Source organism: Photobacterium marinum (assembly GCF_000331515.1).
In the GTDB taxonomy this organism is placed as follows: domain Bacteria; phylum Pseudomonadota; class Gammaproteobacteria; order Enterobacterales; family Vibrionaceae; genus Photobacterium; species Photobacterium marinum.
On sequence record NZ_AMZO01000026.1, the window covers coordinates 99,779 to 120,332 of the forward strand.

Below are 20,554 nucleotides of genomic sequence, written 5' to 3' on the forward strand. Positions count from 1 at the left end.
ATATATCCAAATCCCATTAGGGTGTCTGCGAAGTGGCTGCAACCAAAACAACAAATACTGAAGAACCAACTAACCCATATGTCATTCCAATGAACAATGTTTTCAAAGGAATTCTTTCTGGATGAACATATTTATGAAGTTCCTCTTCATGTTTGGCCGGTTCATCGGTATGGGCATGAAAATGTGGAAAACGATAATTATCGTGGTGCTGAAAATGAATATGCACTTTATTCTTTAATAATACCTTTAACTACACGATACCCGTAATCATTGCAGATGCTTGATTTTCCATAAATTCAGGATCATGCCACGCCAGATGAAAGTGATAGTAACTGACGCACAAAAAAGTAACTCAAAACCCAGCATAATTCCGCTTGTGATTGGCATGCACATAACTGTATAAAAGCCCTCAAATATCGAGGGCTTATGTTTATATCTTGGTGTATATTTTGCTTGAACTGACTTTAACTAAGCAAAGCAATACACGCGCCGCTTGCAGCAACCACAGGCGCCATAAAGCGAGTCGGAATAAAGCGCGCAAGTTGGTAACCCAAAGAAACAATGATGGTCGATGCTAATAGCATACCTGGCGCAAACTCCATTAATACCGCACCGCCAAGTTCGGCACCGTGCGCCCAACCATGGAATAATACCAAGATTACAGAGAGGCTAATTAGAACTGTGTTTACGACGTTAGTTTCTTTATTACGCATTTTCCACATGGTGGCTGCAACCACAAACACCGAGCCTAGAATCAAGGTTTCCATCCCAGTGATAGCACCACTTAACTCACCTAACAACACGCCCGCGAACATAAAACTAAGTACGGACGCCAACAATACAAATCCTTTTTTCACACTGTTTGCTTGGCGAGCAACAAACCCCATAGCCAGTAACATCACTAAATGATCAAGGCCAAAGAAAGGGTGAACAAAACCTTCCATAAATGAATTATGCAAACCATGAATACCAACGTGTGCCGATGCCAATGGCGACGCGATCAATAACGCTGCTGAAATACAGCCTAAATGTGTTTTTTTCATCTTAAATACTCACTCATAAATACGGGTAAATAGAAACAGCAATACTAAACCAATGCCATATATTAAATTCTCCAGCAACTAACAAATAGACTTAAGCAAGGATTAACTCATCAGTCGGACTCTACCCAATTTAATTACAACTTAATGTCAGCAAGCCGACAGTCCCCACCTCCAATTTAAATTAGATTAAAACCACATTGTTATATTCACTCTCAAAAACATATGAAAGAGGAATAATATGCTTGAAAATTCTATTCTGGCTTGGGGAGGGGCAGGACTTCTACTCATAGGTGAAATATTGGCATTGCGTAATGTCAATAATCTCAAAAGAGTACTCTTATTCTCAACAATAGCTGAAATAGGCTATATAGGTCTTGGTATCGGGCTTGGAAGCTTTGCCGCTGAAACTGGAGCCTTTTTACATATTGGTCTTCAATCAGTAATGCGGCTGCTGGTATTTATTTCCGCTTGTGTTCTGATTAAGGATGCAGGTTCATCAAGCCTGGATAAGCTGTCGGGAAGTGGCCAAAGAATGCCATTTATCGCTACGATATTTGGTTTTGGGTTGTTCTCTGTAATGGGACTATCCCCTTTTAAAGGGTCATTCAGTAAGTTTCTTATTATTTATGGTGCGGTTGAACAAGAGCAATGGTTACTGGCACTAATTTGTACGCTGGCCAGCATCATTGCCGCTGTTTATTACTTACATGTAATTCAGCGAGTTTGTCTCGAAAAGTCAACAAATTGCAATGACAACTTAAATACTTCTATTGATTCATTTAACTGGTCACCAACCGTTTTTCTCATACTTTGTCTCACATTGCTAACCATACTTCTTAGTATAGAGCCAGAGCCGTTCGTTCATATTGCCCAGTCTTTTGCAACACAATCTTCCATAGTAACGTTACCAGAATTTGAAACACCTTGGGCACCGATAGTTCTTGTCCCTTACCTAAGTGCTTTTGTTTTATGTCTGATCGGCTACTTTTCTCCTAAATCACGAGATTTGTTGGCACTGGTTGTAGCAACCATTACCTTTGGCCTTGCGTGGAATATAAATGACCTAGACAGCCTTTCATATTTATTTACCCTAATTTTTGCACTCATATCCTTATTGGTTATTATCTATTCCGTGTGTTATATGAAAGGTAACACACATACAAACCGTTATTACTTTTTTCTTTTCCTAATGACGGGCTCTCTGCTTGGCGTTAGCACAGCATCCGATTTTGGTAATTTTTATCTATTTTGGGAGTTGATGACCTGGAGTTCGTACTTCCTCGTTATACATGAACAAACAACTGACGCATTAAAAGCTGGTAAGAAGTATTTCTTAATGTGTGTATCAGGCGCCTACATCATGCATTTTGGTATTTTGCTATTGCATGAGAATCTCGGCAGCTTCGATATGGCAGTGATTGCGGCTGGAGTTAACCAGCTTTCGGAACCCGTTGCGTTAACTGCGTTGGCTGCATTTATTATCGGCCTAGGGGTAAAAGCTGGTTTATTTCCACTTCACAGTTGGCTACCTGACGCCCACCCCGTGGCGCCATCGTCAATTTCGGCACCTATGTCGGCGATTTTGACTAAAGCAGGGATCTATGGTGTGACCAAGGTGCTGTTCGTCATTTTCGGTACGGGCACACTAATGAGCTATGGCAAGGTTGGAGACTTCTCATTAGCTGGTTTTACTTTGAGCGTTCTCGGTGGATTAACCTTCATATATGGCGAAGTCAAAGCACTAAGAGAGTCCAACCTAAAACGCTTACTCGCATTTTCCACCTTAGCTCAGGTTGGTGAAATCGTTGCTGTATTAGGTATTGGCAGTTACCTCAGTACCGCGGGTGCCATGATGCATGTCATGAACCATGCTGTTTTCAAAAGCTTGCTATTTCTCGCCGCAGGTGCCGTTATTTTCCGCATGAGAAGTAAGCGGTTAGAAGACATTAAAGGTGTCGGCCGCAAAATGCCATTTACTTGTGTCTGTTTTGCTATCGGTATTCTGGCAATCATGGGCTTGCCACCTTTCAGTGGCTTTTTTAGTAAATTCCTGATGGTATACGCCGCTGTAGAAGCGGGCCAAATGCTGCTACCTATCTTGATATTACTAGGAAGTATCATTGGCGCTATATATTACATTCGAATCATTCGCGTTCTATTTTTTGAGCAATACCAAGGAGCTGAAATATCAGAAGCTCCTTGGTCAATGCGCCTGCCTTTGGCCGTGTTAGCATTTCTCGTGTTGCTGGGTGGATTAGTACCTGAGCTCAGCCTGTCACTTTCGCGTCCAGTTGCTGACCTTATCGCGAGTCGAGGCGGATTAGAAATTATCGCTATTCCCAACTTAACTCTGGACTGGTCAATCAGCGCACTTGTCGCTTGTAGTGGTGCCGTATTGGTCTACTTTGTGGGTAAGCAATGCCCTACTCGAGCCGGTATTACTTCAGTCATAGTGATGGCAATAGCTTTATCGGCCGTTTTGCTTGAAACAAATCGCTATGATCTGCTGTCACTCTGGTTTGCCATTCTTGTTTCAGCAGTTGGCATACTAAATCTACTGTACTCTATCGGCTATATGAAGCATGGCCATGCACAAAACCGATTCTTTTTTTTCTTTATCTTCATGATTGGTGGTTTGCTAGGGGTTACGGCAAGCAAAGATATGTTCAATTTCTTTGCTTTCTGGGAAATCATGAGTAGTTGGACACTGTACTTTGTCATTATTCATGAAGAAACCCAAGACTCACTGGCTGAAGGGTTTAAGTACTTCATCTTTAATTTCATCGGGGCTAGTTGTATGTTTCTCGGAATCGTAATGTTGACCGCGCAAACGGGCTCATTCGATTTTGACCAAATCAGCCAAGCCGCACTCACTATGCCTCTGCCATGGCTAGCCACAGCACTCACCTTAATTATTGCTGGCTTGATCATGAAGGCTGCGCAGCTTCCATTGCGAATAGATTTTCAAATGCACCCGCCTACGGCTCCTACCCCAGTGAGTGGCTATATTTCTGCTGTACTGCTTAAAAGTGGTCCCTACGGTGTACTTAAGATGTTTGCCGTCCTTGGTGGAATGACTATTTTTGGCAAATTGGGAACCAGCAGTGAACTCTCAAATTTAATGTATGCCGTTGCCATCATTGCCGCTGTCACCATCTTATATGCCGGTGCCATGGCCATGATCCAAACTGGTATTAAACGCCTGCTGATTTATAGCACAGTGAGTCAATTGGGATATGTCTTACTTGGCATTGCGCTGACTTCACCCCTTGGTGTTGCAGGTGGGCTGATGCATTTTGTTAACCACATGATGCTGAAGAACATTCTATTTCTTGCAGCAGGATGTATTTTGTCCCAAGTTCATGTTGAGAGCTTAGATAAGCTCGGTGGTCTAGGACGTAAGATGCCATACACATTTGGGCTATTCCTGTTCGCCGGATTGTCGCTATCTGGCCTTCCTCCACTTAACGGTTTTGCATCTAAATGGCTTATCTATCAAGCAGCTTTTGAATCTGGTCACTACCTGCTGGGCTTGAGTGCTCTCATGTCTAGTCTGTTTACTCTGGCTGCTGTGTTGAAATTTGCCCATGTCGCCTTTATGGGGCAACCCTCGGATACATGTAAAACGATAAAAGAAGCTCCACTGAGTATGTTAGTACCTATGTTTGTTTTGACGGGTTTTAGCCTTGCTGTCGGGCTCTTCCCAGGACTGTTTCTTGTACCAATTAGCGAAATTATGTCGGCTATGGGATTAGGAGACCTATCTGTTACCTGGCTTGGTGCCTTACCAGGTACGGGCGCATGGCATCCTCTAACCTTGACTTTAATGCTGCTCTTTTTCAGTGCATTGGGCTGGCTTTTTTACCGCCAAAGTAATCAACAATGTGTCGATATCCACATTCACGGTTGTGGAGTTACGGATCTGACCCCAAAAGAGAGCCATGTAAATGCTTCGAGTTTATACGAAGCACCTGAAAAACTAATACGCACCATACTGCGTCATAAGAAATAGTCATAGGAAACAACAATGTTTGAAATGATGAATACGCTAGAAATGAAGACAATATTAACACCGCTTATATTACTTCCTGTGACCTTTGGTGCCTTGATCTTTGGCTTACTGCTTAAGGGGATTGACAGACTCTTGGTTGCTAGATTACAGCGCAGGATTGGTCCTCCACTTCTACAGCCTTTCTTCGATATTATTAAATTAATGCAGAAACAGTCGATGGTGCCTATTGGTGCACCACGAAAACTATTCCTAGCCCTGCCATTACTAGGTTCCTGCAGTATGTTCCTTGCCATGGGGCTAGTGCCCATACCCGGAGTGTACGAACCCAGTACACAATTTGGTGATTTGCTGGTGTTACTCTATTTATTAGCTATACCTGCAATTGTACTGATGCTGGCAGGCTCAACTTCGGGCTCAACATTTGGTGCGATAGGTTTCTCTCGCGAGATGTCTATTATGCTGGCTTACGAAGGTCCCTTGTTGTTGGTCTTAGTGAGTGTGGCAATCAAAACCGGCTTATCCCAGGGGGAATTCATCACCTTTTCTTTGATGGATATCGTGCGGTACCAACAACTTAATGGTTCATTCCTCTTCGACCCTTGGATGTGGCCAGCAGTACTGGCATATCTAAGCTTCATTCCAGCGAACTTGGGGATCCCTCCTTTTGATATACCGGAAGCCGAATCAGAAGTGCTGGAAGGGCCCTTGTGCGAATACTCAGGGCCAGCACTGGCATTATTTAAAATCATGTCAACCATGAAAACAATCGTTGTACTGGCTCTGGGCATCGCACTCTTTTGTCCAGGAACAAATACAGGAATGTGGGCGACCGTATTTTTTGTACTCAAATGTTCACTTTGTTTCTTACTGACCAAATCCTTGTTACGCGCATCCGTTGGGCGAATGCGTATAGACCAAGCATTTCTATTTTACTTCAAATGGCCCGAAATACTTGGCGTAGTTGGACTATTTCTCATTGTTTTACAAGGCTAAGAGGGATTGCTAATGAGTTTTATAACAAATATATCCAAGCAGTCTCCATGGCTGTATCGAATCAATGCCGGTTCTTGCAACGGCTGTGATGTAGAACTGGCCACAACTGCGCTCATCCCACGCTATGACGTTGAACGTCTTGGATGCCAATATTGTGGTACGCCTAAACATGCCGATATCGTCTTGATCACGGGGCCATTGACCGCACGAGTAAAAGAAAAAGTATTGCAGGTCTACAAAGAGATCCCGGATCCAAAAGTAACTGTTGCCGTGGGAATTTGCCCGATCTCTGGCGGAGTGTTCAGGGACAGCTATGCCATCGAAGGTCCAATCGATAAATACATCAATGTTGATGTCAATATTCCAGGTTGTCCCCCACGCCCTCAAGCCATTATTGAAGGCATTGCAATGGCAATCGAGATTTGGAAAGAACGCCTGTAGGAGAGTGAGATGAAGATGATAAAAGTATTACTGAATAATTTGATTCAGGGACCATCGACAGACCCCTTTCCCTTCGGTGAAACCTTCACCCCTGAAGGCCTGAGGGCAAGAATCCATTTCGATGAAACGGCTTGTACAGGCTGCCGCATGTGTGAACACGTTTGTGCCGGCGGAGCAATTCGATGTGAAGACAGCGAAAAAGGAATGAAATTTACAGTGTGGCATAACAGCTGCACTTTTTGCGGACTCTGTGAGCATTACTGCATGCCCAAAGCCATTACCCTTACCGAAGATTGGCACCTGGCACACAAGCAAGAAGACAAATATAAGATGATAGAACAGGGAACTGTCGCATTAGTTTCTTGTGAGTACTGTAGCAAAAAAATGATCCCGAGCGGCCCCAAAATTACAGCAGTTGCATATAAAGGTACAAATAAAATGATCGAAAAGCTCGGAAAGATATGTCCAGATTGCCGTCGAAAACACTCTGCAAAATTACTATCAAAAGGAACATATCTATGATCGACAAAGTTAATCAATTAAAAGAAATGCTCGCTTATAGCTTGCAGGGCTTATATTCGTTGGATATCCACGTCAACGCTCAAGGCGTTCATAGTATGTGGTGCAAATTAGATGATGCATGTGATATCCAGGCGACAGCTAGTACGGTAAAAAAACTTGGGGGTCGACTGAGTACAATCACGGCCTATCAGTTAAAAAGCCAACTACCCTCAGTGGACCATGAAATTGCATACCACTTTGACATTAATGGTGCGACCCTTACTGCAACGGTACAGTTAATCGGAAGTAATAATAAAATCATGTCATTGACACCTATATTTCGTAATGCCGATTGGAATGAAAGGGAATTCATGGAGCTGTACGACATCACAGTCATTGGGCATCCTAATCCTCGACGGCTATTTATCGATGAGTCTATTGATTCAGCCGTGTTGCAACGTTATATCCCATATTCCGCGATGGTTAATGCCGCCAGTACCAAAACACTATGGGAAAACATTATGCGTGATAGAGGAGAAGACTAATGTCCAGTTTTAAAGTACCAGTAGGACCGCTTCATGTTGCATTAGAAGAGCCCATGTATTTCAAGGTTGAAGTTGAAGGAGAAACCATCACAGGTCTAGAAATTACAGCAGGACATGTTCATCGTGGCTTGGAATATTTAGCGATGAAACGCAATTTTTTCCAAAATATTACATTAACAGAAAGGTTATGCTCGCTTTGCTCTAACAGCCATCCAACCACATATTGTATGGCACTGGAGGAGATTGCAGGCATTAAAGTGCCAGAGCGCGGGCAATACCTCAGAGTCATAGCTGATGAGGTAAAACGGGTTGCATCAAACCTGTTTAACGTAGGGATAATGGCTCATATCATAGGTTTCGATTCTCTTTTTATGCATGTGCTTGAAACACGAGAGATTATACAAGATGTGAAAGAAACCGTTTACGGCAACAGAATGGATTTGGGAGCGAATTGTATTGGTGGTGTAAAATATAACCTAGATACGGCCAAGGTTGAGTACCTTCTGACACAAATTGCGCGAATAAAGACACCGGTTGAAGAAATTAAGTCCATCTACAACACGGATAAATTCATTGGTATGAGAACCAAAGGGGTTGGGGTTATTTCCAAAGCTTCAGCCTTAGATTTCGGTCTGGTTGGACCGGTAGCAAGGGCCTCCGGTATTGTAAACGATGTCAGAAAAGATGCGCCTTATGCCGTATATGACAAACTGAATTTCGAAATCCAAAGCCGACCAGATGGTGATGTGTGGTCACGTGCTATGGTAAGGCTAGACGAAGTGCTGGTTGCCTTATCTTTGATAGAACAGTGTCTTCGCGCATTACCGGAAGGGCAAGTTTGTGTGACCAATTTACCCATCATCCCTGCAGGTCAAGCTATTGCAAAAACAGAAGCCCCAAGAGGGGAACTATTATACTACCTAAAAACAGATGGAAGTGATAAACCTGAACGTTTGAAATGGAGAGTTCCGAGCTACCCTAACTGGGATGCGCTTCATATCATGATGCAAGGTGGTAAGATTTCAGATGTTCCGTTGATCGTAAATAGTATCGATCCTTGTATATCTTGTACTGAACGCTAACCAGGAGCATACCAAGCCACTTGAATCAATATAAAAATAATTAAATAGTTCACACACAGCAGAGCAACACCCGTGCAAATCGCTCTGCTGCCCTGAAGATAGTTTTTAGTAAGAGGTAAGTGTTCAAGGTGGTCCACATCTCACAACTACACAACCGATTACACTTTGTGAGAAGGCGTTATTATGCAGTCAAAAATGAGAATATCTCAGCTAAACATGATGGAACTGCTAAAAGATCCTAAATACGAGGGTTTTCTAGATGAGTTTCGGTGTAAACAATTTGCAAAAGGACAACTAATCAGCATACCAGGCTCTGACAACAATGATGTATTCATCGTGGTATCTGGACGTACCCGAGTCTATCTATCTTATGAAGGACGTGAATTCACCTTATGTTACCTTGAACCAGGTGACATCTTTAGCACGCATACAAGGGCATTTGTAGAAGCATCAAAAGAATCAGCTCTAATGTTAGTTAGCGCTAAAGAGTTTCGTACTAAGATCAACGAATACCCTGAATTTAGTATGATCATGACAAGAATTCTAGGCGATGTACTAGGCAGTACCTTTGATATCATCGATGGCTTGATATTCCATGATGCAAAACACCGATTAATTGGATTCATTCTTTCCTGGGGGCAGGAAACAGGAAAAATGTGCCCAGAAGGATTAAAGTTTGACTGTGATTTAAGCATGGAAGACATTGCTTTAATGATTGGAACCACCCGTCAAACAGCTTCTTCATTATTTAACAACCTGATTCGCAACGGATATTTAATAAGGGAAGGAAGGAATACCTTCGTTATAAGCCGGTTAGCCGATTTGAAATCCTTATTGGAAATCAAAGACAACTAACTGCTTGTTGTAAACCTTATTTCATTCCAGCAACTGATCACCTTCAGCTGGCTCCTACTCATTGAACATCCAACACTGAGAGCCTATCTGACCCGTAAAGTATAGTGATAAGTATGATTAATCCGATTGAACAACAACGAGTTAGAATTTTAATCAACGGTATCGTTCAAGGTGTAGGATTTAGACCTCACGTTTATCGTTACGCACTTGAATATCAACTTACAGGTACAGTGTTAAATGATAGTCAGGGAGTAACAATTGAGTTGCAAGGTGATAAGCGTCAAATCCAATTGTTTATAAATTGCTTAAAAGAAATGCCCCCACCTCTGGCGAGAATTGACAAATTTGAAGTAGTTATAATTCCAATAATTTCTGAGAACTCAATATTTGAAATCATACAGAGTCAACAACAAAGTCAGGCAGTGGTAGCTGTTTCAGCAGATAAAAGTAGCTGCGAAGCATGCAACCAGGAAATCATGGATCCCGCCAATCGTCACTACCAATACCCTTTTACTAATTGCACCAATTGCGGTCCGAGATATACCTTGATCCAAGCTCTGCCCTACGACAGGGAAAACACATCCATGGCTAAGTTCCCCATGTGTGAACAGTGTGCGGAGTCGTACCAAAACCCATTAAATCGACGATATCACGCTCAACCAGTAAGCTGCCCCAATTGCGGACCAAGCCTGACTCTAACCACCAACCAAGGGCGTTTTATCGCTGAAAAACAAAATGCTTTGGATGAATGTATACATCGATTGAAACTCGGGCAAGTGCTTGCTATAAAGGGATTAGGCGGCTTTCATCTTGTCTGTGACGCCACCAACAGTAGTGCTGTCGCCGCCTTAAGATTGCGCAAACATAGGCCTACTAAACCATTCGCTATCATGGTTGCTAATCTCGATACGGCAAAACAGCTAGTATTAGGAAACGATAAAGAATGGGAACTACTTAGCTCACAAGCACGCCCCATCACTTTGATGAAAAAACATCCCACATCCCCTTTACGGATTAGTGAAAACGTTGCACCAAACATCGATAAACTTGGACTTTTCCTTCCCTACACACCGTTACATCATCTTCTATTAAAAGAATTAAATAGACCCATTGTCGCTACCAGTGCAAACCTTAGCGGTGAACCAATTATAACTAACAGCCGCAAGATCCAAGAAAAACTAGGTAATGTTGTCGACGCTATTTTAGATCATGACCGGGAAATCTTAAATGCTTGTGATGACAGCGTTGTACAGGTCATCGATAATCAAATCCAGGTCATGCGCCTAGCAAGGGGCTACGCGCCACTCAGCCTACCGATAAAGGATAAACAAGTTAGCACCTCCATCGCTGTTGGAGCACAACAGAAAAACACCATCGCATTTGGGTTCGACCATAATATATTTATTAGCCCGCATATTGGTGATCTTAATAGCATCGAAACCGAGGATTATTTCGAGACCACACTTGAGACCTTTAAACGTCTATACAAACTAAAACCTAGTATATTAATTCATGACAAGCACCCAGATTACTCGCCAACTCGATGGGCTAAAGATCGGTCAAAGAATGCAGATCAACTTATCCCTGTACAACACCACTATGCCCATGTGCTAAGTGTTATGGCCGCCAATCAATACACCAATTCAGTGATGGGTTTTAGTTTCGATGGCACAGGGCTTGGGGATGACGGTAATCTTTGGGGAAGCGAGGCCATGATTGCAGATACGAAGGGATTTTCCACAATATGCCAATTTAGCCCATTTCAACTTATCGGAGCTGAAGAAGCAATTAAAGACCCACGGCGCGTACTATTAGCAATTTTGTTTCAACGTTATTCTATTAATGAAATATACGATTTAAAACTTCCAGTACTCAACAGTTGTAGCCCACAGCTGATTAGTAACCTACATAAAATCTGGAAAAATAACAGTCACTGCATTAATACCAGTTCCGCTGGGCGCATATTTGACGCAGTTGCATATGCTTTAGGGTTAGTAGAACAAGTGGAGTTCGATGGACAGGCTGGAATGTTGCTTGAATCAGCAGCAAATAATAACAAAGAAAAACCCATAAAATTTACACTAAAAAAACAAAATAACCAATGGCAAACGGTTCACTTTCTGTGTGATATTATATCTGCCATATCCGAACAACAATTAACTGATAAACGTATCGGTCAGATATCTGCAGGGTTTATGGAGGCGATAGCAATTAGTCTGTGCCAGATTGCCAGTGAACATAAATCACTTCCCATTGCCCTGTGTGGTGGTGTTTTCCAAAATCGATACCTTCATGAACTTTGTCGATCAAAACTGACCGCATCTGGGCACAAAATACTAGTGCCTGGCCTAGTACCGATCAATGATGAGGGTATCTCTTTAGGGCAACTTTGGTATGCCATCAATCAATAATTAAAATAACATCAGTATTGAATGGCGAGGTATTAAGCTCACGGATACTAACTTGAATTAAATAGTTTAAACTTTAACAAGTTACGTTCTATTAAGCTAAGCACTTAGTGCCTTATAAGTACGATATATATACTATTTAAACTCTAAATTTTGTGTCAACTAGAATATCATAGATAGGTAACAAACCCGTGCCAACGCAGACATTTGTGCTAATTTGAAGAGCAAAGAGATTCACAGGCAACTTATCACTATTTCCAGAAGAAGGCATAGACATCGCAGATATATAGCATTATTAAATACTAGTCACTCTTACCGATATAATGCCACAAGCCACTGATTCATTGCCAATTACAACCTAATTTAATACTGTTAACAATGTAGTTTTCATACGTAGTTACTAACAATTATTCTTTTGGCGACAAAAAAAGTTATAGTGCATCAGATATTTAATTCAATATATAGAAATCACCACCACTAAGTCTAAGTATAGAGACAGTTACCCAATTAATTGATACTGGACTGAAAACAATAAATTATTCGTACATTAATAACATATTGCCGAATACGACAAACAACTAATTTTACTTAATTCATTATTTGAGAACATACACACTTTATGCTGAAAAAAATAGATGATCTTGGTCAATATATACACAAGATAAAATCGAATGACCTAACTATCATCATGTACAATATTGCCGAAGTCATAAAAATCTTAACATATAAAAGAAGTTTAATATGGTTTTAAGCATGGATTATAGTGGTACTCTTACACTAGCACATAATGCCGCATTACTATTAGCCATGTTTTTTATCTATAATATGGCTACAGACGGCTATAGAACTAATATCAGTAGCTTTAGCTCAATGGTTACAGGTATTGCTATCGGTTTTATCGGTATCATCATTATGTTGACCCCCTGGGAATATACACCTGGTGTCATAGTTGATACTCGTACTGTATTACTATGTATTTCAGGCTTATTCTTCGGTACCGTCCCAACCTTAATAGCGATAGCAATAACAGCTCTATTGAGGATTCTTCAAGATGGAGAAGGTGTATTTACTGGCGTCGCCGTAATTGCTTCCTCTGGATCCTTAGGCATTTTTTGGCGCTACTATCGAAAGCAATCTCTATCGCGACTGACATTCAAAGAGTTATATCTATTTGGCTTCGTTGTCCATATCATTTCGCTAGGACTCCTTTTTATTATGCCATGGAATATTGCTATTAAGGTGTTCTTAAATATAACAATTCCAGTATTAATCATTTTCCCTCTTATAACTGTTGCTCTAGGGAAGTTATTTGTTCAGCAGATTCAAAATAAAATAACATCCAAAAAATTGAAAGAAAATGAATTTCTATTTCGATCACAATTTGATTTAGGTAGCATTGGTATCGCTATAACAGATTCCAATCGTCATTGGCTAAGAGTTAATTCTCATTTGTGTAAAAACCTTGGCTATAGTCACAAAGAACTACTAAGTCTATCATGGCATGACTTAATCCATAGAGATGATGTGGAAACTGATTCTGAACAATTTAACCGTATGGTTTCAGGCAATACGGATGGTTACTCTCTTGATACTCGATTTATTCATAAAAAAGGCCACATTGTTTATATTCACATGACAGTCTCCTGTTACCGTATTAATAATAAAATAAAGCTAGTAATTGCGGGCATACTGGATACCTCAGAGAGCAAGAACATTGAAGATAAGTTACTGAATCAAAAAGAACAATTGATTTCAGTTTTGGCCGGAAGTGAGCTGGGGTTTTGGGATTGGGATCTACAAAAAAATACCGTAGAGCGAAGTTCACGTTGGTATGAGATTCTTGGTTATGATTCCAAAGAAGTCACTAATGTTCATAGCTTGATTCCTGATGACATTATTCACCCTGATGACAAAAATTCAGTCAAACGATCCATTTCAAAACATTTAAACAACGAGAGCTCACAACATAAATTAGAATACAGAGTGCTAACTAAGGATGGAAATTACAAGTGGATTTTGGATGCTGCTAAAATTGTAAAGTTCGGTCCAAGTAATCAGCCATTACGAATGTGCGGCACCTATAAAGATATTACAGATAGAAAATTAGCGGAGGAGTCATTACAGTTATCATCTATGGTCTTCCAAAATAGTAGTGAAGCCATGATAGTTACAGATGGACATGGAAACATCCTCAAGTCGAACCCTGCATTTACTGTCCTCACAGGTTACTCAAGCAATGAATCACAAGGAAGAACGCCTCAATATCTTATTTCAACACATCAAGACCATACTTCCTATCACACAATATTACGTGCAATTCATTCAAGCGGCCATTGGCAAGGAGAGATTCAGTGCCGCAGAAAAACCGGTGAACTGTACATCGCACTATTAAACATTAATGCTATATATGACACGAGTCTTACTATTCAACTTGTTGTAATACAGCTTTCAGATATCACAGAGAAAAAGAAATCAGAAGAAATCATCTGGAAGCAAGCCAATTATGATACTTTAACGAATCTGCCCAACCGAAGGTTGTTTTTCAAAAAAATAAAAGATGAAAAACAAAGGGCTGATAAGATAGATCTACCTTTTGCCGTTCTTTTCATCGATCTTGATAATTTCAAACGAATCAATGATACCTTAGGGCATGACATGGGAGATCGGTTACTAGAAGAAGCGGCCCAACGCATAAGTGATTCCGTTCGAAATAATATAGACATAGTCTCTCGTTTAGGTGGAGATGAATTTACAATCATTCTTCCCCAGTTAGATGACTTGAGTATTATTGACGAAATTTCAACAACTATAATCTCAAGTTTTTCTCAACCATTTAGCCTCAGTAACGAGGAGGTTTATACCTCACCAAGCATTGGTATTGCAGTCTATAAAAACGATGATGAAGAAATTGACACATTAATAAAAAAGGCAGACAAGGCTATGTATGTTGCTAAATCCAATGGCCGAAACTGTATTTGTTACCATGAAGATATCGTCTAAAAGTTGCTAACATAGGTTGTGGCTTAATGTGATAGTCTGCTCCACCTTGGATATATCCACCTCATATGTCTATGTCTATGTCTATGTCTACAAAGAACGAAAACGAAACAACCAGGCTCTTATATACATATTAAAACGCCAGAGTTCCCAAATAAGCTAAACGAGAAAACACGTATATCTAGGGTATCCATTGCCCTCTTTGGCTGCTGTTTCTTTCCGAGTTAATAGCCGGCCGTTAGTATTTTGAATTAAGTGGAGTTTGGAGCAAAATTTCTGTCCTCTTCAGAATCAATAACATACCATGAAGCAGGACTCCTCCTAGAGCCTGTCAAATCTATTATGACTATAACGATGGAAGGACAGTCTATACAGCACTCGATGCTCATCACTTGAAGCTGTTATATCACATTAGCCATTAAATTATCCCAAGATACGAATCAAAGGGACATAACTTATGCAAGACGATCCTTTATTTGTCCAGTTCTGTTTAACCGGAAGAAGAACTGCCCAGTGGTTGCGTGCAATGAATTAGAGGAAGACATCCTGCGATGTCATGTTTTGCTGGCAGCTTGTATCCATGAGTAATTTCAGTCAGGGTAATTAACAAAGGAATGTTCAATTCTAACTCTACTCTTTGTCGAAGCTGTCCACTACTATAGCTCCCATTGAGGCAGGCATGGCGATGACAATCATCCGCCTTAAAGCGGTTACTGGATCTGACAACAATGGAAGTTTGTCTAAACAAAAAAGCACCAGGCAAACGACCAATGCAGTCATAAAATACGCGATGCCGATACGGAAAATGAAAACAAACAAACGCTTCTTGATCTGTTTTTGGAACACGCTCTGATAGGTAAAAATATCCAAGAACAATATCGACAAAGTAAATAACGCCACGAGGTTGGTAGACGGCAACGTTTCACCTAAACGCCAGGCCTCTTCGGAAAAAGAAATAGGAACAGCCAGAGCAAAAGCCCCAACAAACACCTGGCTTGCATCTTCCATATTGAAGCTGAGCTCCATTCACCCTCCTTTTGCAGACACAACCGATTTCACTGGCATAATTTGCTGCAGTCAACTCCCCCTGCCCACTAAAAATACTAAAACCGACAAATGAGTCAGGCCAACAAGAAAACGTTACCGATGGCCACGCCAAAACAGATAGAGCAAATGACGATCAGGGCTGACAACTGCAGGTACCTCACCACCTGACCATTCCACATAACTTCCGCCGCATGAAATGAATAAAAAGGCCGTGATAACACGGCTAAACAAAAAACGGTCTGGCTTAAACCGAAAAAATAATCGAACAAGCACATAAAACCGTAGAGCATAAAGTTAGAACCATCCCCCTATAATCAAACTTCGACCAATTGCTACACTGAATGATGGTAGCTAGCCTTTAATTAGCCCTAATCAATGCGATGGGATCGCGCCAGAGAAGTGAACAAGATCCCGATACCGTTCACTTCTTACCTTACTTTAATTACTCGCATCACATAACACCAACCGATAGCTTCCTGCTTCATTCTGCGGAATTCATCATTGAACGGCATATTTTCCAGCATGTCGATGATCACCAGCATCATCGACATGGATAGCCTCAGAACACTATGCAAAACCTTAGAAGATCGTAATCCTTTAATTTTCCAGCATACAACGCTCAACAATACTCACCGCCGAGTCTTCCCCTACATTTAATGACGGGGTGTATACCTTGACCTCGCTTCCTGGCTGTGTGTTTTCTATATCAGCCAAATGTGTCAAAGTACCATCAATATATTGAGTCACCTCATACCCAGATGAGGTTGGCCTGTAACTTACTACCGGGCTATAAATAATATAATCCATGTTCTCCCAACCATCAGCAATACAGGTTGCAATATAGTCCGGATCTTGAATACTACCCTGCTCTAAAACAGGTTTTGATGAGCGTAACTTTTGAGGGGTGGCCGCGCACGAAGCAATAACCAAGGCCATACTCAAAACCATCAATCTTTTCATAGCATACCTTATAAAATGCACTCTTCTTGTTACTACATTCCAAATATAACCAGATACTTACAGCTTGAAGTCACAAAAAAATCTAACCCGCAGATTTGAATATTTATTGTTTATTAACAAACGTGAAAGCTATAACGGAAAATACCAATCAAGAACTCTAATATGCCCGGGAAATCAAACTATATGTGCCGAGACCTCAGCAGATAGAGCGGAATAACAACAAGGGTGATAAAAACAGGTAACCCACCAGCTAACCATTCCAGATACCACTCGCCTCATACAAAGGAAGGCCGCATGGTAGCGACCTTTCGACTTCGGTTGTTGGCATACGTTGTTAGGGATACTTTTACAAAGCCCCAGACTAAACATTCTCGCGTGATTTAAACCTCAAATTAAGTACCACCGTTAAGAGTTACCGAAATATTGAGAAAACACGTCAATATTTAAGTCAGAGTCTGGTAGGAGATACCCCTTTTCATAGGAGTGATGATACAGGTCTATTAAGTTTGGGAAATCACGTTCATTCATACCGCCGTTATCAGTAATCATTTGGACATAATAAGGCAGATTACTCGGTGTGAAGTTCCCTGCCTCAATACCTGCATGCTGATAACCGAACGTATGAGTTAACTCATGTAAAAGCAAAGGTGCGGATTGATTCATCGGTGAATTATCTAACTGATTGGGAGCAAAATACATATTAGGAGCACCTACGCCTCCATAAGCATTACCCCCGGAGATTTTATTATATGCATACAAATTATAATGCCCATCCGACTTTGCCAGCGCATTAAAAACAACCTGTTTAAATCCTTGGTAATTATTAGGTATCACATCGGCCCCATTAAGCCCCCCGACAAAGGTGGAAGCTTTCAGGCAGGATAACTGGCTATTAAAACGATGCTTGAATTTAGGGGAGTTAATAACGAAAGCAACTCGGCCCAATATCTTTTTTGTTCTTAAGAGCGACTGTTGCCCCCAGTTGATAGGCGACTCCATCCCGGTGCTAGGGGGTGGTGTTGCTGAGCGAAAGTTCCATTGCATATCAACCAACAAGTTATCTTTTTGTTCTGCAACCGCTCTAGCATCGGCTTGAGAATGACTTAATAAATATTCAATATCATCATCCATGACCCCCAAGTGAGATAATTTCTTCTTAATTTCAGCCAGGGTTAACGGTATTAAGTTCGTTGCACCAGATACAGGAGCAGTTGCATCACTCTGCAATTCCATAATTTATCCTTCCTCAATTAGCCCGTTTAACAACGGGGATTTACTAACATTCCAAACATCTTATGAAACCTAAGATGCGACAATAGAATACTAGTTGCATAACATTTGTATGACAAATCAATAATTGTTATATGTGTGATTAGTTACATAATAATTCTCGATGTGAGCTGATAATAAAATGGTCGTCCTTGAGTGAAATAGCAATACATAAACTCTTGATACTAATGGCAATAATGACTTACATAAGTAGGAATTTATCATGACTAAAAAGAAAGAAAACCAATGCAGCTAAAGATAACGTTTAACGTAAGGCCTGAAATAGCGAAGTACTTGACAGTAGGTTTGGAAAAGTAAAACTAAGTTGCCATAAATGCCCATGTATAAACCATTTGGTAAGTAAGAAAATGAAATGATTTAATGATTTAATGATTTAATGATTGGATAATTCATGCATGAATATGAAATGAAAATTGCAGAGGCAATTTATCAAACAGCAATAAAATATGATAGAGACCTATCACAAGAAGCCGATGAAGGGATCTTCTTCATGCCAGAACTTGCGTTCGTGTTCCAATGCGGACTTGAAATCATGCGAAAACGCAACAGTATATTTGGCAACAGCAAAGTTGAATGGCTTAGAGAGATAAATCTTGGGAACGGAGGACCATGCGATCTTGCATTTATCATCAATGACTCACACAAGATAGTATTGGAGTTTAAACTTCGCAACACATCCACATCTTACCTGCGTGATATAGAAAAATTAAGCAAGCTCTCACCAGTTTCACATACACGACTATTTTGCGCCCTTATTGATGTCTTTCAGGAACAACCACAAGATGGCAGGCTAGTTTACCTTAATACGCATTCACCAACACCCCTCAAAAAGATCTTTTGCAGTTCTTTCCCAACAAAGACGAGTTATTATCAAAAACCAATATCTTGTCAGGTCATGGTTTGGAAATTATAGGATAAAAGAGATTGAAAAATGATAAGTAAATTGGGATATAAGTTTCATAATAAAAACGGAACTTATTGCCACTAACTAGACAGCTCTTTTGATACTGATTCCATGATCCGAAAAAAAGCTGCCTTTTTCCCATCAGGAACAGAGCTAATAAGCCTTTTCCAATCCGACACAAGCTCGCCATCACCAAGACCATAAAAATAAGTAATCGGTTTTTGGGTAACTTCAGCAATTCGCATCAGACGATCGGCTCTAGGACAAACCTTACCATTTTCCATATCAAGGTATGTCTGACGGGCCAGATTCAGAGCTTTTGCCATCTTCTGCTGAGAAAACCCAGAGTCAAGACGAGCAAGCCTGATGTATTTGGAAAAAGACACAACATTCACCACATAATTAAAGCAATGGAACAGCGTACGATAATACACTTTTGACCTTGATAATAAAATACTCACAGATGTTATCTGGTTTTTTCACATAGTGCTAGTAAGTTATGTTATTTGCCAGCAGGGCTGTTTGTGATCATGATCACGCTTTGTTTTGCTTAACTTAAAATGCTGAGCGCAAAGCAATAAGAACATTTCATGAACGACGATTATAAGGCAACTGGATATATAATATTGCCGGCAGACATAACGCATTACCTTATATAGCTAGCGGTCTTTCAAATTTATACTTCGGGTATAAACAAGATTAAAGATTCAAAAAGCTAGAAGATTTTATTCCTCACTAAAAAAACAGCCAACCTTGAAGAAGATAGTATTGATTTAACAAACTTTGAAAGAAGTGAGCTGACTTATATAGTTGAGGAGATAAAGCGGTTGAAAATGATTTTTCTGCAGAGGAAAAGATTTACTTATAAAATTGCTTTTTTAACACCATTAATGAAAAGGTAAATCTAGGATTAGATTGAAAAATATATTTCATTTCAGACAGTTAAAATCAAATAATTTAGAGATGTCGATTCAAACCCAACCAAGAACACTTCAAATACGACAAAAAGAAAAAGTAACCTGCCAATATTCATCCAGGTTTACTTACGTGCCTCAACAGACGAGCAGAACACCAAGCGCACAAAAACACACTGAATACTTTTGTTGTTGAACATGATCATCTGATAGCCAGTTATTATTAATAAAAAGCCGCTTCCTTTAAGGGAAGCGGCTTTGATTTTATTTCGTCTTTAAACCTGATGTTAGTTACGTCTTAAGCTATCGCGCCCTTGCCGCTAGTCACATCTGACCATGCCGTTGTCACGGCAACACGCGCCTTGCTGTCCAGGTTGTCGATGAAGCCATTGTCACCCGCCTGAGGTGCAAAGCTGCTCATCGCCTGTACCAATGCATCGACAGCGTTATCAGACAGTGCCGTATATTCACGTTCTCCGGCAGTATCTTTCTCACCCATGCCGATAACCAGCTCAGCGCGATTACCGTTAAAGTAATCGTCAAAGGTCACTGAGCCGACGCT

General features: G+C 40.7%; 16 protein-coding genes and 1 pseudogene. 10 read left to right on the plus strand and 7 right to left on the minus strand.

Annotated features, from left to right (window positions below):
* Positions 1 to 464: 464 nt before the first annotated feature.
* Positions 465 to 1,043 (minus strand): HupE/UreJ family protein, encoded by a 579-nt coding sequence (locus C942_RS17465; protein WP_007468164.1) that lies wholly within the window; start codon positions 1,041 to 1,043, stop codon positions 465 to 467.
* Between the two features lie 238 nt (positions 1,044 to 1,281).
* Here C942_RS17465 and C942_RS17470 point away from each other — a divergent pair, with 238 nt between their 5' ends.
* From C942_RS17470 to C942_RS17510, 9 genes are all read left to right on the plus strand, one after another.
* The gene (locus tag C942_RS17470) at positions 1,282 to 5,055 is read left to right on the plus strand and encodes a proton-conducting transporter transmembrane domain-containing protein (protein WP_007468166.1); all 3,774 of its coding nucleotides are present in this window, start codon (positions 1,282 to 1,284) and stop codon (positions 5,053 to 5,055) included.
* A 15-nt stretch (positions 5,056 to 5,070) separates the two neighbouring features.
* A complete protein-coding gene (locus tag C942_RS17475; protein WP_007468168.1) occupies positions 5,071 to 6,048 on the plus strand; it encodes a respiratory chain complex I subunit 1 family protein in 978 nt (325 codons plus the stop codon).
* A gap of 12 nt (positions 6,049 to 6,060) precedes the next feature.
* The gene (locus C942_RS17480) at positions 6,061 to 6,489 is read left to right on the plus strand and encodes an NADH-quinone oxidoreductase subunit B family protein (protein WP_007468170.1); all 429 of its coding nucleotides are present in this window, start codon (positions 6,061 to 6,063) and stop codon (positions 6,487 to 6,489) included.
* A 9-nt stretch (positions 6,490 to 6,498) separates the two neighbouring features.
* Positions 6,499 to 7,011, plus strand: a complete 513-nt coding sequence (locus tag C942_RS17485) for a 4Fe-4S dicluster domain-containing protein (protein WP_007468172.1) — start codon at positions 6,499 to 6,501, stop codon at positions 7,009 to 7,011.
* Positions 7,008 to 7,535 carry an NADH-quinone oxidoreductase subunit C gene (locus C942_RS17490; RefSeq protein ID WP_036800856.1) on the plus strand — a complete coding sequence of 176 codons (528 nt, stop codon included), beginning with the start codon at positions 7,008 to 7,010 and terminating at the stop codon, positions 7,533 to 7,535. Before C942_RS17485 ends, C942_RS17490 begins: the two co-directional genes overlap by 4 nt.
* Positions 7,535 to 8,617: a hydrogenase large subunit gene (locus C942_RS17495; RefSeq protein ID WP_007468176.1), complete on the plus strand. Its 1,083-nt coding sequence runs from the start codon at positions 7,535 to 7,537 to the stop codon at positions 8,615 to 8,617. Before C942_RS17490 ends, C942_RS17495 begins: the two co-directional genes overlap by 1 nt.
* A gap of 183 nt (positions 8,618 to 8,800) precedes the next feature.
* Positions 8,801 to 9,472 carry a Crp/Fnr family transcriptional regulator gene (locus tag C942_RS17500; protein ID WP_007468178.1) on the plus strand — a complete coding sequence of 224 codons (672 nt, stop codon included), beginning with the start codon at positions 8,801 to 8,803 and terminating at the stop codon, positions 9,470 to 9,472.
* Between the two features lie 113 nt (positions 9,473 to 9,585).
* Complete coding sequence (gene hypF / locus C942_RS17505; protein WP_007468180.1) at positions 9,586 to 11,883, plus strand: carbamoyltransferase HypF; 2,298 nt, start codon at positions 9,586 to 9,588, stop codon at positions 11,881 to 11,883.
* 738 nt (positions 11,884 to 12,621) lie between these two features.
* A complete protein-coding gene (locus C942_RS17510) occupies positions 12,622 to 14,880 on the plus strand; it encodes a PAS domain S-box protein (RefSeq protein WP_007468182.1) in 2,259 nt (752 codons plus the stop codon).
* A 627-nt stretch (positions 14,881 to 15,507) separates the two neighbouring features.
* On the opposite strand, the gene C942_RS17515 is transcribed toward C942_RS17510, so the two are convergent.
* The 4 genes from C942_RS17515 to C942_RS17530 form a co-directional block, all read right to left on the minus strand.
* Positions 15,508 to 15,903, minus strand: coding sequence for a DUF2391 family protein (locus tag C942_RS17515; RefSeq protein ID WP_007468186.1), 396 nt, complete (start codon positions 15,901 to 15,903; stop codon positions 15,508 to 15,510).
* A gap of 449 nt (positions 15,904 to 16,352) precedes the next feature.
* Positions 16,353 to 16,475, minus strand: a complete 123-nt coding sequence (locus C942_RS25655) for a hypothetical protein (protein WP_269744768.1) — start codon at positions 16,473 to 16,475, stop codon at positions 16,353 to 16,355.
* Between the two features lie 46 nt (positions 16,476 to 16,521).
* On the minus strand, positions 16,522 to 16,884 hold the full coding sequence (locus C942_RS17525; protein WP_036800862.1) for a hypothetical protein: 363 nt from the start codon (positions 16,882 to 16,884) through the stop codon (positions 16,522 to 16,524).
* Between the two features lie 405 nt (positions 16,885 to 17,289).
* Positions 17,290 to 18,117 carry a hypothetical protein gene (locus C942_RS17530; protein ID WP_007468191.1) on the minus strand — a complete coding sequence of 276 codons (828 nt, stop codon included), beginning with the start codon at positions 18,115 to 18,117 and terminating at the stop codon, positions 17,290 to 17,292.
* A 448-nt stretch (positions 18,118 to 18,565) separates the two neighbouring features.
* Here C942_RS17530 and C942_RS17535 point away from each other — a divergent pair, with 448 nt between their 5' ends.
* Positions 18,566 to 19,087 carry a hypothetical protein gene (locus C942_RS17535; RefSeq protein ID WP_036800865.1) on the plus strand — a complete coding sequence of 174 codons (522 nt, stop codon included), beginning with the start codon at positions 18,566 to 18,568 and terminating at the stop codon, positions 19,085 to 19,087.
* 71 nt (positions 19,088 to 19,158) lie between these two features.
* On the opposite strand, the gene C942_RS17540 is transcribed toward C942_RS17535, so the two are convergent.
* Together C942_RS17540 and C942_RS17545 are read right to left on the minus strand one after the other, a co-directional pair.
* Positions 19,159 to 19,539, minus strand: a complete 381-nt coding sequence (locus C942_RS17540) for a helix-turn-helix transcriptional regulator (RefSeq protein ID WP_157372652.1) — start codon at positions 19,537 to 19,539, stop codon at positions 19,159 to 19,161.
* A 751-nt stretch (positions 19,540 to 20,290) separates the two neighbouring features.
* Positions 20,291 to 20,554, minus strand: a pseudogene (locus C942_RS17545) (calcium-binding protein); the annotation flags it as partial.

Bases quoted from the DNA above. Each gene is read 5' to 3' on its own strand.
- C942_RS17465 (WP_007468164.1), bottom strand. From the start codon at position 1,043: ATGAAAAAAACACATTTAGGCTGTATTTCAGCAGCGTTATTGATCGCG.
- C942_RS17470 (WP_007468166.1), top strand. From the start codon at position 1,282: ATGCTTGAAAATTCTATTCTGGCTTGGGGAGGGGCAGGACTTCTACTC.
- C942_RS17475 (WP_007468168.1), top strand. From the start codon at position 5,071: ATGTTTGAAATGATGAATACGCTAGAAATGAAGACAATATTAACACCG.
- C942_RS17480 (WP_007468170.1), top strand. From the start codon at position 6,061: ATGAGTTTTATAACAAATATATCCAAGCAGTCTCCATGGCTGTATCGA.
- C942_RS17485 (WP_007468172.1), top strand. From the start codon at position 6,499: ATGAAGATGATAAAAGTATTACTGAATAATTTGATTCAGGGACCATCG.
- C942_RS17490 (WP_036800856.1), top strand. From the start codon at position 7,008: ATGATCGACAAAGTTAATCAATTAAAAGAAATGCTCGCTTATAGCTTG.
- C942_RS17495 (WP_007468176.1), top strand. From the start codon at position 7,535: ATGTCCAGTTTTAAAGTACCAGTAGGACCGCTTCATGTTGCATTAGAA.
- C942_RS17500 (WP_007468178.1), top strand. From the start codon at position 8,801: ATGCAGTCAAAAATGAGAATATCTCAGCTAAACATGATGGAACTGCTA.
- hypF (WP_007468180.1), top strand. From the start codon at position 9,586: ATGATTAATCCGATTGAACAACAACGAGTTAGAATTTTAATCAACGGT.
- C942_RS17510 (WP_007468182.1), top strand. From the start codon at position 12,622: ATGGTTTTAAGCATGGATTATAGTGGTACTCTTACACTAGCACATAAT.
- C942_RS17515 (WP_007468186.1), bottom strand. From the start codon at position 15,903: ATGGAGCTCAGCTTCAATATGGAAGATGCAAGCCAGGTGTTTGTTGGG.
- C942_RS25655 (WP_269744768.1), bottom strand. From the start codon at position 16,475: ATGTCGATGATGCTGGTGATCATCGACATGCTGGAAAATATGCCGTTC.
- C942_RS17525 (WP_036800862.1), bottom strand. From the start codon at position 16,884: ATGAAAAGATTGATGGTTTTGAGTATGGCCTTGGTTATTGCTTCGTGC.
- C942_RS17530 (WP_007468191.1), bottom strand. From the start codon at position 18,117: ATGGAATTGCAGAGTGATGCAACTGCTCCTGTATCTGGTGCAACGAAC.
- C942_RS17535 (WP_036800865.1), top strand. From the start codon at position 18,566: ATGCATGAATATGAAATGAAAATTGCAGAGGCAATTTATCAAACAGCA.